General features: G+C 67.0%; 11 protein-coding genes and 3 tRNA genes. 9 read left to right on the forward strand and 5 right to left on the reverse strand.

Features of this window, described 5'->3' with window-relative positions:
- Nucleotides 1-15: 15 nt before the first annotated feature.
- On the reverse strand, nt 16-1,902 hold the full coding sequence (locus B9Y82_RS12125) for a formylglycine-generating enzyme family protein (protein ID WP_100473423.1): 1,887 nt from the start codon (nt 1,900-1,902) through the stop codon (nt 16-18).
- Nucleotides 1,903-1,986: 84 nt separating this feature from the next.
- Between B9Y82_RS12125 and rnd the strand changes: the two genes are divergently transcribed.
- From rnd to B9Y82_RS12140, 3 genes are all read left to right on the forward strand, one after another.
- Nucleotides 1,987-3,069: a ribonuclease D gene (rnd, locus tag B9Y82_RS12130; protein ID WP_100473424.1), complete on the forward strand. Its 1,083-nt coding sequence runs from the start codon at nt 1,987-1,989 to the stop codon at nt 3,067-3,069.
- 202 nt (nt 3,070-3,271) lie between these two features.
- Complete coding sequence (locus B9Y82_RS12135) at nt 3,272-4,003, forward strand: hypothetical protein (RefSeq protein WP_100475223.1); 732 nt, start codon at nt 3,272-3,274, stop codon at nt 4,001-4,003.
- Nucleotides 4,004-4,122: 119 nt separating this feature from the next.
- Entirely contained in the window at nt 4,123-6,195 is a 2,073-nt protein-coding gene (locus B9Y82_RS12140) for a DUF4034 domain-containing protein (RefSeq protein WP_100473425.1), read from the forward strand.
- A gap of 90 nt (nt 6,196-6,285) precedes the next feature.
- Here B9Y82_RS12140 and B9Y82_RS12145 read toward each other — a convergent pair whose 3' ends face one another.
- Nucleotides 6,286-8,616: a TonB-dependent receptor gene (locus B9Y82_RS12145; protein WP_100473426.1), complete on the reverse strand. Its 2,331-nt coding sequence runs from the start codon at nt 8,614-8,616 to the stop codon at nt 6,286-6,288.
- A 235-nt stretch (nt 8,617-8,851) separates the two neighbouring features.
- Here B9Y82_RS12145 and B9Y82_RS12150 point away from each other — a divergent pair.
- Nucleotides 8,852-8,927: transfer RNA gene (locus B9Y82_RS12150), tRNA-Ala, on the forward strand.
- Between the two features lie 4 nt (nt 8,928-8,931).
- Here B9Y82_RS12150 and B9Y82_RS20730 read toward each other — a convergent pair.
- Nucleotides 8,932-9,159, reverse strand: coding sequence for a hypothetical protein (locus B9Y82_RS20730; protein ID WP_162292075.1), 228 nt, complete (start codon nt 9,157-9,159; stop codon nt 8,932-8,934).
- 163 nt (nt 9,160-9,322) lie between these two features.
- Here B9Y82_RS20730 and B9Y82_RS12155 point away from each other — a divergent pair, with 163 nt between their 5' ends.
- Complete coding sequence (locus B9Y82_RS12155) at nt 9,323-9,808, forward strand: hypothetical protein (RefSeq protein WP_100473427.1); 486 nt, start codon at nt 9,323-9,325, stop codon at nt 9,806-9,808.
- 6 nt (nt 9,809-9,814) lie between these two features.
- Here B9Y82_RS12155 and B9Y82_RS12160 read toward each other — a convergent pair whose 3' ends face one another.
- Entirely contained in the window at nt 9,815-10,576 is a 762-nt protein-coding gene (locus B9Y82_RS12160; RefSeq protein WP_100473428.1) for an SDR family oxidoreductase, read from the reverse strand.
- 132 nt (nt 10,577-10,708) lie between these two features.
- Between B9Y82_RS12160 and B9Y82_RS12165 the strand changes: the two genes are divergently transcribed.
- Complete coding sequence (locus B9Y82_RS12165) at nt 10,709-11,551, forward strand: bifunctional transcriptional activator/DNA repair enzyme AdaA (RefSeq protein WP_100473429.1); 843 nt, start codon at nt 10,709-10,711, stop codon at nt 11,549-11,551.
- Between the two features lie 61 nt (nt 11,552-11,612).
- Here B9Y82_RS12165 and B9Y82_RS12170 read toward each other — a convergent pair whose 3' ends face one another.
- Nucleotides 11,613-12,638, reverse strand: a complete 1,026-nt coding sequence (locus tag B9Y82_RS12170) for an NADP-dependent oxidoreductase (protein ID WP_100473430.1) — start codon at nt 12,636-12,638, stop codon at nt 11,613-11,615.
- 334 nt (nt 12,639-12,972) lie between these two features.
- On the opposite strand from B9Y82_RS12170, the gene B9Y82_RS12175 reads away from it, so the two are divergent.
- The 3 genes from B9Y82_RS12175 (at nt 12,973) to B9Y82_RS12185 (ending at nt 13,909) form a co-directional block, all read left to right on the forward strand.
- Nucleotides 12,973-13,048 (forward strand) — tRNA-Phe (locus B9Y82_RS12175).
- Nucleotides 13,049-13,121: 73 nt separating this feature from the next.
- Nucleotides 13,122-13,197, forward strand: a tRNA-Phe gene (locus B9Y82_RS12180).
- Between the two features lie 160 nt (nt 13,198-13,357).
- The gene (locus tag B9Y82_RS12185; RefSeq protein ID WP_100473431.1) at nt 13,358-13,909 is read left to right on the forward strand and encodes a lipocalin family protein; all 552 of its coding nucleotides are present in this window, start codon (nt 13,358-13,360) and stop codon (nt 13,907-13,909) included.
- Nucleotides 13,910-13,995: the final 86 nt, after the last annotated feature.

Consider the following 13,995-nt stretch of genomic DNA (forward strand, 5'->3'; position numbering starts at 1 on the left):
TGAAGCCGGGGTCGCTCAGATGCCACGCACCAGGCGGAAGCCGATGCGCGCGTTGGTGGTGTCCGAATCCTGGGATTGCCGCCATGCCGCACGTGTCTGCTCGGGCGCGTTCGCCCAGTTGCCACCCCGGATCACCCGTGACCTGCAGCCCGGATTGAACCAGGCCACACCGTCGGACGGCGCACGCCGGTAGCTGGCATGCCAGCAGTCGGCCACCCATTCACTGAGATTGCCGGCCATGTCATGCAGGCCGAAGGCATTGGCCTGGAAACTGGCCACCGGCGCCGGTCCCCACCAGCCATCGCCATAGCCGATGAAAGCGTTGTGCCAGTGCCGTCCCGAGGGGGAAACATCCTTGCTGCCGGTGAGGTTGCCGGTGCCGGGCGGCGGCGTGCCGGCGTCGCCCCACGAATAGCGGCCACTGCTGCCGGCGCGCAGCGCATACTCAAACTCGGCCTCGCTGGGTAGCCGGTAGCTGCGTCCTGTCTGCTCGGACAACCACGCTGCGTAATTCTCGGCATCACGCACGCTGACATGCATCACCGGCGAATTGCCCAGTGCACGCGACCCGTCGTAATCGGAGCGCCAGTCCACCCCGCTGCGGCGGATGAAATTACCACTGCGCTCGTCATAGACCACCGAGTGGCCACGCCGCGTTGCTCGCGGCCGCGCATTGGTCGAGTTCACATAGCGCTCGAAATCGCCGACGGTGACCTCGGTGATCGCCATCGCAAAGCCGCGGTCGAAGCGCACGTAATGCGAGGGCCGCTCGGCATCGGTGGCACCTGGCTCGGCATCACCCGCACCCATCTGGAAGCCGCCATGGGGTACGACCACCATCTGCGGGCCGCGCCCACCATCACGCATGGCGTCGCTGAAGACCTGCCCAGGACGGAAACTGCCGTAGTGGGTGGCCAGATCGATGCGTTCACGCAACTGGGCCACCACCGCATCGCCGGGCAAGGCGATGCGCAGGGCCTCGCCCAGCTTTTCGCGCGCCGGCTTCAGGCCCTGCGGCGTCGCCAGGTCACGCAAGCCATCGTCGCGCAGCTGCAGCAGTGCGGCCGCGCGGATCTGTTCGATGCGTTCGAAGGCATCGGCAATGGTTGGTGACGAATCGCGCACCTTGCTGGCCTCGGCCAGCCAAGTGCCGGCGCTGGCAAAATCGCGCACGCGCGCTGCGTCCTCGGCACGCCGGATCAGGCCGCTCTCGGCCGCAGCCAGGCCCTGCCGCGCCCGGCTGTTATGTTCATCCAGGGCCAGCGCCTCACGGAAGTTGCCGATCGCACCGTCCTCGCCGATCCGCCCCGAACGCAGGTCTTCCTCGCCAGCGCGGTTGTAGGCCACCACGCGCTGGGCAAGCTCCACCCGGCCCTGCAGCGCACGCACCGTCTCGTCCTTCGGCGCCAGGGTCAGCAGTACCAGCGCCTGGCGGCTGGCCTCGGCCAATGCCTCACGCTGCTGCAAGGGCCGGGCCAGCAGGGCATCGGCCTGCTGCTGCAGGCGCTGGTGTGCACGCTGCAGGCCATTGCGGGCCTGGCGGTCATCCGGGTCTTCCTCCTGCACCGCCAACCACAGCGGAACCGCCGCGTCGGCGTCCTCGTACAGGCGCCCTTCGCTGAATGCCTTCTCGGCCGCGCGGCGCAGCTGGGCCAGGCTGCGCCCCTGCCGATCGACCCGCGGTGGCGTCCACCGCTGCACATCTTCGGCGGCATCTTCACCGGCAATGGTCACGCTGCCCTGCCCCGCCTCCGGCATCGCGGCCGCCGGCGAACCTTCCTGCGGCCGCGCGTCTTCGCCCGCGGCCGGTCCCGGCTCCGGCGCCGCCGAGGGCGACGGCGTGCAGCCAGCCAGGGCCACGGCCAGGGCGGTGCACAGCACGGACGACAGCGGAAAACGCAAGCAGGATCTCCTTCGGCACGGATGCGGACCGACGTTAGGCTATTCTCCCCTGCCTGAGCAAACCCGAGTAGTAGGCCCCGACCCGTGGCAACCTGGATCACCACCCCCGCTGAGCTGGATGCATACTTCCAGCAGCGCCCGGCCCGCATCGGCCTGGACACCGAATTCATCCGTGAACGCACCTTCTGGCCGCAGCTGGCACTGGTGCAGATGGCCATCGGCCAGGACATCCTGCTGATCGACCCACTGATCCCGGGCATGACCGAGGCACTGGCGCCGTGGCTGGCCGATGAATCGATCATCAAGGTGATGCACAGCGCCAGCGAAGATCTGGTCGCCTTCAAGTGGGCCTGCGGGGTGCTGCCACGACCGCTGTTCGACACCCAGATCGGCGCCTCGCTGGCCGGCATCGGCGGTGGCATGGGCTACCAGAAGCTGGTGGCGGAAATCACCGGCGTCGCCCTGGTGAAGGGTGAGACCCGATCGGACTGGATGCGCCGACCGCTGTCAGAGTCGCAGCTGCAGTACGCCGCCGATGACGTCGAGCATCTGTTCGCGCTGCATGACGCCATCGATGCCAAGCTGCAGGCGCTGGGCCGCCAGCAGTGGCTGCACGAAGATGGCGAGCGCCTGCTGGCCAGCGTCGCCAACGACGAGGACCGCTGGCCCCACCTGTCAATGCGCTCGGCACAGTTCCTCGACGCCGCCGCGCAACGTCGCCTGCTGCGCCTGCTGCGCTGGCGCGATACGCAGGCACGCAGCAGCGATCGCCCGCGCAGCTGGATCCTGGACAACGAACTGGCCGCCACGCTGGCACGCACGCCCCCGACCGATGCCACCGCGCTGGGCCAGCTGTTCGAGCAGTTCCCGAAGGCGCCGCGCAAGCTCGCCGGCGCCGTGTGGCAGGCGCTGGACACGCCGCTGGCCGATGAGGCCGAGGCACCGCTGGCGCTGCCCGCCAACGACAGCAACAAGCAAGCGGTGAAGAAGCTGCAGGATGCCGTGGCCGAACGCAGCCGCGAGCTGGGCCTGCCGGATGGCATCCTCGCCTCGCGCAAGCATCTGGAAAGCTACCTGGAGCGCCGCCAGTGGCCGGCCGCACTGGCCGGCTGGCGCCAGCAGGAGCTGGAATCGCGATTGCAGGCGCTGCTGCCGGCGCACCAGTAAACCACGTCGGCCGCCTCACGGGACGGCCCCTGCCAGTGCTCGACAAGGACGTTGCTGCATGCCCGCATGGCCCTCTTCCCGCATGTCACGATGGATGATCGGCTCGCTGCTGCTGGCCGGCGGCACCGCCACGGCCACAGCGGCGTACCCGGTCTCCTGTCCATCCCCCTCTGGAGTTCCCGTAATGCAGGCACTCGAGTACATGCGCGATGCGCTGTCGCGTGGCGATCGTGAGGCCGCCATCGAAGTGATGCGGGAGCCACAGCGCTACCGGGCGCTGTTCAAGGATCCAGAAGGCGCAGAACGTTACCTGGCTCTTGCACAGCGGGTCGCCGACGACGCGCAGCAGCACCCCTGCACGGATCGCAACAGCCAGCTCAACGCCTACGCAGCACTGGCCAGCGGACTGGATCTCGCCCGTTCGGTCCACTACCTGGCGTTGTCGGCACGGCTGATCGAACAGGACCCCGCTGCCAGCGAACAGGACAAGCTCGAACCTTGGCTGCATCCGCATGCCCTGATGCACGGCTATTTCCAAGCCGGTGGCCGACTGGCCCTGGACGGCGCCGTGCCTGGCATGGATCGCGCCGGTATCGAGGCGTGGAGACAGGGCCAGCGCACCCTTGCCTACCAGCCTGAGCTGCTGCTCGCATTCCCGCTGCACATGGCTGACCCGCAACGCGAACGCCTGTTCCGGGTGACTGGATTCTCCTTGCTGCCGACCTCCCAATGGCACGACCGCACCGCGCTGCGCGCACTCATCCACAGCGATGCCTATCTTGACTGGCTGGAAGCGCCCCCCCTGTATCTCGCTTCGCGACTGTCGATGGCACTGGAGGAAATGGCGACGCCTCCCTGGCCGGAACATCTGCGTGCAGCGGGCTATCAGGTCCGCGGAGAGGTCTTGCACGTTGACGAAACCGATCCGGATTGAATCGCTGCCTCAAGCAAGGCGCCTGCTGAATGCCACCGCCACGGCAGCCGCATGTCCTGCTTGCCGCAGGCAACGACCGCGCTTCTAATGTCCAGCCTCATACTCGCTGGACTGCAGCAATGACAAATGGATTTGCAAAAGACGGGCTTTCCCCAGAAGACCTCGCCTGGCGCGTGCAGGCGCGTACCGCGCTGCAGGAGCACCGTTATACCGAACTGGATGCGTTGCTTGCTCCGCATGAGCACGCCTGGCTGCAGGGAAAGAATGCGTTACCCGGCATCCGCTGGCGGTTGCGCAACCTGCACGACGCCACCCTGACGCTGGAAGCGCGTCTGCTACAGGCCCAGCAGTGGGCCTCGGCCGCTCCCGGCAGCTACTACGCCTGGCTGCGCTTGGGCGCCTGCTGGGAGGAAGCGGCCGGCGCCCTGCGCAGCGCCGACGTGGCCGCACTGGTCGAAGACAGCCAGTGGCTGGCCGCACAGCAGGCGCGCGACCACGCCGTGCATGCCTACCTGCAGGCGATCCCGCTGTCGCCGCGCCCGGCGCTGGCGCTGGATGGCATCAAGCGCATTACCAGCTACCTGCGCGAACCGGACTGGCTGCGTGCGTTGCAGGCCGGGGAGCCGGCCGCGTCCAATGAAGCCGCACTGGCCGAGCGCTACCCTCAGGCCTGGCCGCAGGCATTGCAGCTGCTGGCGCGCTTCGGCGCACCGCTGCAGGCGTTGCCTGAAACGCTGCCGCCGTTGCTGCGCGGCCGCAGCCAGGACGATTTCGATGCACCGCTGAGCTACTGGATGCGCCTGGTACTGGAGCAGCGCCCGGACGATCTGGCCACACTGGAAGACACCCTGTACTTCCTGTACCCACGCTGGGGCGGCAGCCATGAGGCGATGGAGGATTTCATCGAGGGAGGCTGGTGCCGCGGCCTGGAGCTGGCGCATAGCAACGCGCTGCGGTGGCACAAGGAACAGGACTGGATGGGCGACCTGCCGCACCGCGAGGATGCCGATGCCGTGGCCGCACACGAGCGCGCGTATGCGCAGATCCTCGACTGGCACCTGGACCGCAACCTGCGCGCGCAGGTTCTGGCCCAGCGTGCCGGGCTGCGCTACCGGCTCGGCCGCATTGAAGACACCGAAGACGTAGTGCAGTGGGATGCGCGCCACATGCAGGCGGTACTTGAAGATCTGCAGCAGGCATGGGTGCTGGACCGTGACGTGGTTCTGCATGAGGGCCTCGGCAACCTGGAGGCCTGCACCTGGTTCGCCCATGTCGACGGTGCCGAAGCCTTGTTCGCACAGGTGGTGGACTATGCCGCGCGCGAGGGCGATTCGGCGATCGGCCTGCTCTGGGCTGCCACCGCCATCGAGCATGGTCTGCTCGGCCAGGCCAGCGATCCGACGCGCGCCAATGCCCTTTTGCAGCGCGCGCTGAAGCTTGCACAACAGGACAACACTTCGGCGGTCACGTTTGCGGCCAACCTGTTCTGTGATGTCTCGCAGGCTGCCGGCCATGCACTGCTGCAGCGCATGGCCGAAGCGGGCGACGCGGGCGCGATGTCGGCGCTATGCGACCTGTACAAGGGGCGCCTCGGCGGCCGTGACCAGCCGCAGTTCGTTGATGCAGAGAAGGCCGCGTACTGGCAGGAGCGCGCGATGGACGGCGGCGACCTGATCGCCACCTACAACCTGGCCGTGCGCCTCGTCGCTGCAGGCGGCGCGGAGAACGAAGGGCGCGCACGCGACCTGTACCTGCGCTGCCTGCAGCAAGCCGAAGCGGGTGAGCGCGTATGGGGCCCGGCCTGCCGCAACCTGGCCTGCCTGGCACTGGACGGCCAGAACGACGGGCACAAGCGCGAAGCGGTCGAACGCGCATTGATTCCACTCTGGTGGCGCGGCGACGACGACGACAAGTTGTGGGCCGCCGGCTACCTGGCCGACATCTACCACGCCGGCAATGGCGTGCCGGCCAATGCATTCCTGGCGCTGACATGGCTGCAACGCGCCAGCGAGATCGATCCGGAGTACGTGGACGTGGTGCGCATGGCGCCGCTGATCAATGGCGAAGGCCGCTGGTTCGGCGCCAGCCGCGCACGCAAGCAGCAGGCGCTGGACCGCCAGCAGGTGGACAGCGCGACCTGGGCCCTGACCTTCGGCCAGCGCAGCCAGGACTGCGGCCTCACCGCGGTCTGAAGCAATGAAAAGGGCGGCCCGGATCACACCGGGCCGCCCTCTGCGTTCAAGCCGTGCGGTGGCGGGACAACCCGCCATCGCGACAGCGCATTACCAGTTCATGTTCAGCGAGACACCGACGGTGCGCGGCTCGTTGTAGACCGCGGCCATGTAGTTCTCGATCACACCCTTGAGGTTCTTCTCGTTGGTGATGTTGCGCGCGAAGAGCGCAACTTCGTAGGCACCGTAGTTGCCCGAGTAGCCGATCTTCAGGCCGCCCTCGAAGTCACCCTTGGAGTTGAACTCCTTGCTGTCGTACAGCACGAAGCTGGTGTAACCCTGCTTGTTCCAGTCGGTGGAGACGAACATGGTGCCGGCGTCGCTGACCGGGAAGTCGTAGCGGGCGGCCAGGTTGACGTTGTACTTCGGCGCGTTCGGCAGCGGGTTGCCGTCGATCTGGGCGAAGGTGTTGGCACCGACCTTGATGGTCGGGTCATTCACGGTGCACACCACCTGGCCGTTGAGGCCGCAGACCTGCGCGTAGACGCGCTTGTCCTTGATCTCGCTGTGCAGCAGGCTGACGCCGGCGCTCAGGGTCAGGTTCGGGATCGGGCGCAGTTCCATGTCCGCTTCGAAACCGTAGGCCTTGGCCTTGTCGGCGTTGAACAGCACGCCATTGCCGTCCGAATCGTTGCCGTTGAGCTGGATGTCGTTGACGGTGTAGGTGAACGCGGTGGCGTTCAGGCGCAGGCGGTTGTCCCACAGGCTGCTCTTCACGCCCGCTTCCCAGGACAGGATGGTCTCGGAATCGGCGGTGGTGAAGTCGGCATTGAACACCGCCGAACGGCCCTGGATGGTCGGGCCGCGGAAGCCGCGTGCGACCTTGGCGTAGACGCTCACCTCCGGCGTGATCTGATACATCGCGCTCAGATCCCAGCTCGGGGTGGTGTCGGACATCTTGACGTCGGTGCGGCCCTTGTAGGTGACCACGCCAGCGGCAGTGTCAGCCGTCTTCAGCAGGCGGGTGTGCTTCTCGTCCTTGGTCTGGCGCAGGCCGGCAGTGACGGTGAACTTGTCGGTGAAGGCGTAGCTGATCTGGCCGAAACCGGCCCACGAGGTGTTCTTGTTGCGCAGGCGCACCCAGTTGTTCGGGTTGCGGGCCGCACCCTGCAGGAACCATGCGCGCTGGTAGAAGTCGGTGGTGTCGCTGCCGTTGAAGTAGAACGCACCGGCCTGCCACTGCAGGGCGCTGTCGTCATGGCTGGCCAGGCGGAATTCCTGGGTCCACTGGTCCAGATCACGGATGCGGCCCATCGACTGGCCGTAGCCATTCGGCACGCCGTTGACCGGGAAGTTCACCGCAGCGCCGCCGTCGGTGTCGCCACGGCTGTAGCCGGAGGTGGTCTCGTAGGCGGTGATCGAGGTGAAGTCGATCGCACCGAAGTCGTAGCGTGCCTTCACCGAGCCACCGTAGGTCTTGTAGGCCTGCGGATTGTTGTCGGCTTCGTCGTAGGCGACCTGGTCGCGCGGCACGTCGGTCTTGTTCGAGCCCTTGGTCAGCGCACCGCGCAGGAACAGGGTCGAGGTGCCTTCGTAGTCACGGGCGTGGGCCGAGGCCAGGATCGAGAACTGGTCGCTCGGGGTCAACAACAACTGCGCGCGCACGTTGCGGTCATCGAAGCCGCCCATGGCGTTCTTCTTCGGGCTGACCGTGCCGTCGGCGCTCGGCCCCTTGTAGGTGTTGTCGACGTAGTCGTCGCGGTGCTGGTACAGCGCCGACACGCGGAACGAAGCGATATCGTTGATCGGGCCACCGAAGCCACCGTCGATCGACACACTGTTGTAGGTCGCGTAGCTGGCGCTGACGCGGCCGGTGTAGTCCTGGGTCGGCTTCAGCGTGTCGAACTTGACGATGCCCGCAGTGGTGTTGCGGCCGAACAGCGAGCCCTGCGGGCCGCGCAGCACTTCCACCTGGTCCACGTCATAGACCGGGTTGGACTTCAGCACCACATGTTCCAGCACCACGTCGTCCTGGATGATCGACACCGGCTGCGACGCACCCAGGTAGAAGTCGATGTTGCCCAGGCCGCGGATGTAGAAGCGCGGGAAGATGCGGCCAGTGGTGGTTTCCGCGTACAGGCTCGGCACGCGGCCGGACAGCGCCAGCAGGGTGTCGTCGCCGCCGGCGGTGAAGTCGCGCATGCGCTCGCCCTGCACCACGCCCACCGAGACCGGCACTTCCTGCAGGTTCTGCTCGCGGTGCTCGGCGGTCACGGTGATCGTGTCCAGCCCGGTCGGGGTCGGCGCGCTGTCCTGCGCGGCGGCACCGAAGCTGGCAGCCAGGGCCAGGCCGGCACAGGCCAGGGCCAGCGGGTGGCGGCGGAAGGAAACAAAGGAAGACGACATACCCGACAGGCGGCGGGAATCGGAATGGGAGGGCATGGAATGCTCTGAGGAGGCGTCCGTGCGGCCTGCGCGAGCCGGGCGGTAAATAGGAGGAAAACTGCGCAAGCCGCCATTATCCCCCAAATTGTTACGATTTCGTTGCGTGGCGCCCCCGCCCGGTGAAACAAGCGGTTTCGGCACAGTTGTGCACTTGCGCGCGACGTCTTCCGCCACGAACGCCTGGATCGGCTTGGCAAGGAGCAGCTGCTTGGCTACACTGAACCCCTGCCGTGGGGCCATAGCTCAGCTGGGAGAGCGCGTCGTTCGCAATGACGAGGTCAGGAGTTCGATCCTCCTTGGCTCCACCACTATTCAGAAGAACCCGTAGATCTCCGCGATCTGCGGGTTTTTTCTTTGCAGCACCCACGACTCAAGCGGGATCCTCGTCACCCTCCTTGCGCTGCGGGCTGCGCGAATGCGCGTCACGCACCTGTTGATCGCGCTGGCCGGCCGCTGCTTGGCCACGTCGTCCTGCTTCCTGTCCTGGCGGCTTTCCTGGATGCCCTGCTTCGGGTCCTGATCCTTGTCTCGCTCGTTCATTGAAATTTCCCTCGCTGGCGGCAGGCCAACGCTGGGCTCCACGCTAGAGGCTGGCGGGTAATCCATAGGTCAGTCCCGCGGCAACAATCTGTGTACAAACCGGCTTGCTGCGGCGGTCCACACCCGCCCAGAATCCGATGCGACACGAATTCCGGGTGCATCCATGCCCTCTCCAGCCCAGCGCGCGGCGCACGCCGTGCCCATGAACTTCAATCCGACCGACGGCAGCATCCAGCTCGGCAATCTGCCAAGCCCGATCTGCCCCACGCTCTCGCTGGATGAGGCGCGCATCGCCTTCGCCACACTGATGCATGGCGAGCGCGATGTCGGCACCGGCTACGTCTGGCTCAGCCTGCATCGGCTCAGCCTGGGCGGTGCGCCCGCTGGCATCAGCCTGTGCTTCCACGGGCAACAGCTCGACATGGTGGCGATGGGCGTCGGCCTGCCGGGTGCAGCGCTGGAAGACGGATGGCCGACCCAAGCCGCGATCGATGCCGAAGTCGCCTTCATGCGCCGCACGCTGGGTGCGGCGCTGGGTCGCAAGCTGAGCGGCGGCTACGCCCGGTTCGACTGGGGCGAAGCCTGGGCCCGTTTCGATCCGAAGGGCTTCATGGCCAGCAGCGGCATCCGCTACTCGCCACGCCGCTGACCGCGCTCAGGTCCGCGTGATCGACACCCCGCCTTCAACACGCATCGCGCTGCCGGTAACGAAACTGCTTTCATCGCTGGCCAGGAACAACGCCGCATTGGCGATCTCTTCCGGCTCGGCGAGGCGCTTGAGCGCGTGCAGCGAGCGCACGAAGTCACGCGCATCCCCGCTGGGCGCGGCCTGCCGGCCCATCTCGGTATCGGTGCCCCCGGGCATCAGCACGTTGCTGCGCACGCCGCGCGCCCCGTACTCGGCAGCGATCACCTGGCTCAGGCCGATCAGCCCGGCCTTGCTCGACGCATAGGCCGCCATGCCCGGGAAGCCCACGGTATGGCCGACGAAGGTGCCGACGAACACCAGCGAGCCACCGCCGCGTGCCAGCAATGCCGGCAACTGGGCGCGTGCGGCATGGAAGGCGGCATCCAGATTGGTGGCCATTACCTCGCGCCAGGCCTCCACCGGGAACTCCGCTGCCGGTACACCAGGACCGAGCATGCCGGCATTGTTGAGGGCGATATCCAGGCCGCCGAAGGACTGCTGGGCCAGATCGACCAGCGCCTGCGCCGTGCTCGGGTCGGCCACGTCGGCGGCATGCACCACGGCTTCGCCACCGGCAGCGCGAATCTGCTCGGCCAGCGCCTGCAGCGGTTGCAGTCGCCGCGCGTTGAGCACCAGTTTCGCCCCTTCGGCGGCGAACCGCAGCGCGCTGGCGCGGCCAATGCCAGCGCTGGCACCGGTGATGAGGGCGATCTTGTTGTTCAGGCGCATGAGGGTGGTACCGGTTGTGGAGTGGCCGCCACGATGCCGCGCCTTCGGCCTGTCAACACTCCGTTTCCGGGCCTCACGGATGAGTGCAGGAAACGGAGTTTCCGCAGCACCGGCACGTGCCAGAATCCGCCCATGGACAGCACCGTCACCACCGCCCTCGATGCCCGTGTCGAACGGGTCTGCCGCCATCTGCAGGCCAGCCTCGACGAGCCCTCGTTGCGGGAACTGGCCGACATCGCCGGCTGCAGCCCGACGCGCCTGCATCGCCTGTTCAAGCAGGCCACCGGGCTGACCCCCAAGCAGTACGCCGCCGCGCTTCGCGCCGACCGCCTGCGCACCGGCCTGGAACACCAGGAGCGCATCACCGATGCCTTCCACGATGCCGGCTTCGGTTCCAGCGGGCGCTTCTACGAGAACGCGCCACGGCTGCTGGGCATGACGCCGAAGCAGTGGCGCGCCGGCGGTCGCGGCGAGGTCATCCACTTCGCCATCGCCGAATGCTCGTTGGGCAGCGTGCTGGTGGCCAGCAGCGGTACCGGCGTGGTCGCCATCCTGCTCGGCGATGATCCGGAGACGCTGCTGCAGTCACTGCAGCAACGCTTCCGCCAGGCCGAACTGGTCGGCGCCGACAGCGGCTATGAACAACTGGTAGCCCAGGTCGTGGGCCTGGTCGAGGATCCCACGCGGGGCACCACGTTGCCGCTGGACATCCGCGGCACCGCGTTCCAGCAGCGGGTATGGCAGGCGCTGCAGCAGATCCCGCGCGGGCAGACTGCCTCCTATGCAGATATCGCCGCTCGTATCGGCGCGCCGCGATCGAGCCGCGCGGTCGCACGCGCCTGTGCAAGCAACCCGCTGGCGGTGGCAGTGCCCTGCCACCGCGTGGTGCGCCGCGACGGCGACCTGTCCGGTTACGCCTGGGGCGTGGCGCGCAAGCGCGAACTGCTGCGCCGGGAAAAGGCCTCGACTGCCTGAAGTGGGTGCCGACCTTGGTCAGCACGCCCTACTGCGGCATCGGGCCCTGCCCGGCGAACGCTCAATCCAGCTTCACCACCAGCTTGCCGAAGTTGCGCCCCTGCAACAGCCCGAAGAACGCCTCCGGCGCCTTCTCCAGCCCTTCAACCACATCCTCGCGGTACTGGATGCGGCCGTCGCGCAGCCACTGCGGCATCTCGCGTTCGAACTCCGGCCACAGGTGGTTGAAGTCGTGCACGATGAAACCGCGCACGGTCAGGCGCTGGCGCAGGATCTGGCTGAACAGTGCGGGCAACCGGTCCGGACCGGGCTGCTCGACGCCCCGCTCGTTGTAGGTGGCGATGGTGCCGCACACTGGAATCCGGGCGAAGTCGTTGAGCAGCGGCAGCGCCGCATCCAGCACATGGCCACCGACATTCTCGAAGTACACATCGATGCCCGCAGGCACCGCTGCGCGCAGCTGCGCGGCAAAATCAGCCGCGCGATGATCCAGCGCCACGTCCACCCCCAGCGTCTGCAGATAGGCACGCTTGGTCTCACCACCGGCGATGGCGACCACGCGCGCGCCCTGCAGTTTGGCCAGCTGCGCCACCGTCGCGCCGACCGGCCCGGTGGCGGCGGCCACTACCAGCGTCTCACCCGGCTTCAAACGGGCGATTTCATGCAGGCTCGAATAAGCGGTGAAACCCGGCATGCCATACACCCCCAATGCCGTGCTCAGCGGCAGTCCGGCCGGATCCAGACGGCGCCCCAGTGACTTGGCCGGCAGCACCGCGTGAGTCTGCCAACCGCCCGGCGCCAGCAGCAGGTCTCCCATCGCCACGCCTTCGGCGTTGGACCGCAACACTTCGGCCACGGTCTGGCCTTCCATCACCGCCCCCACCGCCACCGGCGCGGCATACGAGGGGCCCTCGTCCATGCGTCCCCGCATGTACGGGTCCAGCGACAGGTAGCGGTTGCGCAGCAGCACCTCGCCTTCAGCCGGTGCCGGCAACGCAGCCTGTTCCAGACGGAAGTTGGCCGCACTCGGCGCCCCCTGCGGACGCGAGGCGAGCACGATGCGGGTGGTGGTCGAGGAATCGGACATGGCCAGATCTCTGCTGTTGCCAGCATCAGGAAAGGAGTGCCGACACTACGCCGCAGCGATCCCCGATGGCGGCCACGAAAACAGCGTTCCATTGCCCGGACCCGCGCGGGTCCGGCACAGCCCTTGCCCTTGCAGCATTGGCGCTTGCGGCAACCCGCTGATTTCCACCGCAGACGATGATCGATTGGCCACGTCCTGCCCCACAACGGAGGATCAAGCACTTGGGAGCACGCAGACGGCAATGTGAAGGTTTTTTGCCAAAATGCTTGCCGTAGGCGGCTGACCTCCGTAATATGCGCGTCCTTGGCAGCGACCTCGCTGCAACGAAACACGTGGCCGAGTAGCTCAGTTGGTAGAGCAGGGGATTGAAAATCCCCGTGTCGGCGGTTCGATTCCGTCCTCGGCCACCACGTTTTGAGGACCTGCAGAAATGCAGGTCTTTTTTTCCGGGAGCCGCGATTGATTGCGGTTGCCACACAATCTGGCCGAGTAGCTCAGTTGGTAGAGCAGGGGATTGAAAATCCCCGTGTCGGCGGTTCGATTCCGTCTTCGGCCACCATCTTTCGAGACCTGCAGAGATGCAGGTCTTTTTTTGTCCATGCCCCGCGCTCGGGGCAAGTGGTGGGCAACGCACCGGCCGTCTTCGCCCGGTTGACGAAACATTTACACCGGCATGCGCGGCGGCACCTACGCTCCAGACTCCTGCCTGGAGTCTGCCGATGCATCTGCGCCCCGCCCTGCTCGCCTGCCTGCTGCTGGCCACCCTGCCGGTGATCGCCGCCGAGCCGGTGCGCGCGGTCGACCACCTGGACATCGATCGCTACGCCGGCCAATGGCATGAGATCGCGCACCTGCCGGTGTCGTTCCAGAAGCAGTGTGTCGGCGAGATCACCGCCAACTACGGGCTGCGCCGCGACGGCCGCATCAGTGTCACCAATGCCTGCCGCAATGGCGAGGGCGAACGCGTGGTCGCCGAAGGGGTCGCCCGTCCGGTGGCCGGTCACCAGGGGCAACTGCAGGTGCGCTTCGTGCCCGACTGGCTGAGCTGGGTCCCCCTAGTCTGGGCCGACTACTGGGTACTGGCGCTGGACCCGGACTATCAGTGGGCGCTGGTTGGCGAGCCCGACCGCAAGTACCTGTGGATCCTCTCGCGGCTGCCGGAAATGGATCGCGCCCGGTTCGAACAATTGAAAGAAAAGGCCGAGGCCATGGGCTACGACCTCGGCCCGCTGCGGCTGATGGCACCATTGCGCGATACGCCCGCCGACTGAACTGCTCCGCATCGGGCGCATCCCGCGTGCCCGATCCAGCGTTGCGCACGCCCGGCCGCCATCTTCACGCGCTACCCTCTGTGACG

This window comes from Stenotrophomonas maltophilia, from assembly GCF_002799155.1.
GTDB lineage: Bacteria > Pseudomonadota > Gammaproteobacteria > Xanthomonadales > Xanthomonadaceae > Stenotrophomonas > Stenotrophomonas maltophilia_R.

Coding starts and splice junctions, on each gene's coding strand:
- B9Y82_RS12155 (WP_100473427.1), top strand. CDS start 9,323: ATGCCCTCTCCAGCCCAGCGCGCGGCGCACGCCGTGCCCATGAACTTC.
- B9Y82_RS12185 (WP_100473431.1), top strand. CDS start 13,358: ATGCATCTGCGCCCCGCCCTGCTCGCCTGCCTGCTGCTGGCCACCCTG.
- B9Y82_RS12170 (WP_100473430.1), bottom strand. CDS start 12,638: ATGTCCGATTCCTCGACCACCACCCGCATCGTGCTCGCCTCGCGTCCG.
- B9Y82_RS12135 (WP_100475223.1), top strand. CDS start 3,272: ATGCGCGATGCGCTGTCGCGTGGCGATCGTGAGGCCGCCATCGAAGTG.
- B9Y82_RS12160 (WP_100473428.1), bottom strand. CDS start 10,576: ATGCGCCTGAACAACAAGATCGCCCTCATCACCGGTGCCAGCGCTGGC.
- B9Y82_RS12165 (WP_100473429.1), top strand. CDS start 10,709: ATGGACAGCACCGTCACCACCGCCCTCGATGCCCGTGTCGAACGGGTC.
- B9Y82_RS12140 (WP_100473425.1), top strand. CDS start 4,123: ATGACAAATGGATTTGCAAAAGACGGGCTTTCCCCAGAAGACCTCGCC.
- B9Y82_RS20730 (WP_162292075.1), bottom strand. CDS start 9,159: ATGAACGAGCGAGACAAGGATCAGGACCCGAAGCAGGGCATCCAGGAA.
- B9Y82_RS12145 (WP_100473426.1), bottom strand. CDS start 8,616: ATGCCCTCCCATTCCGATTCCCGCCGCCTGTCGGGTATGTCGTCTTCC.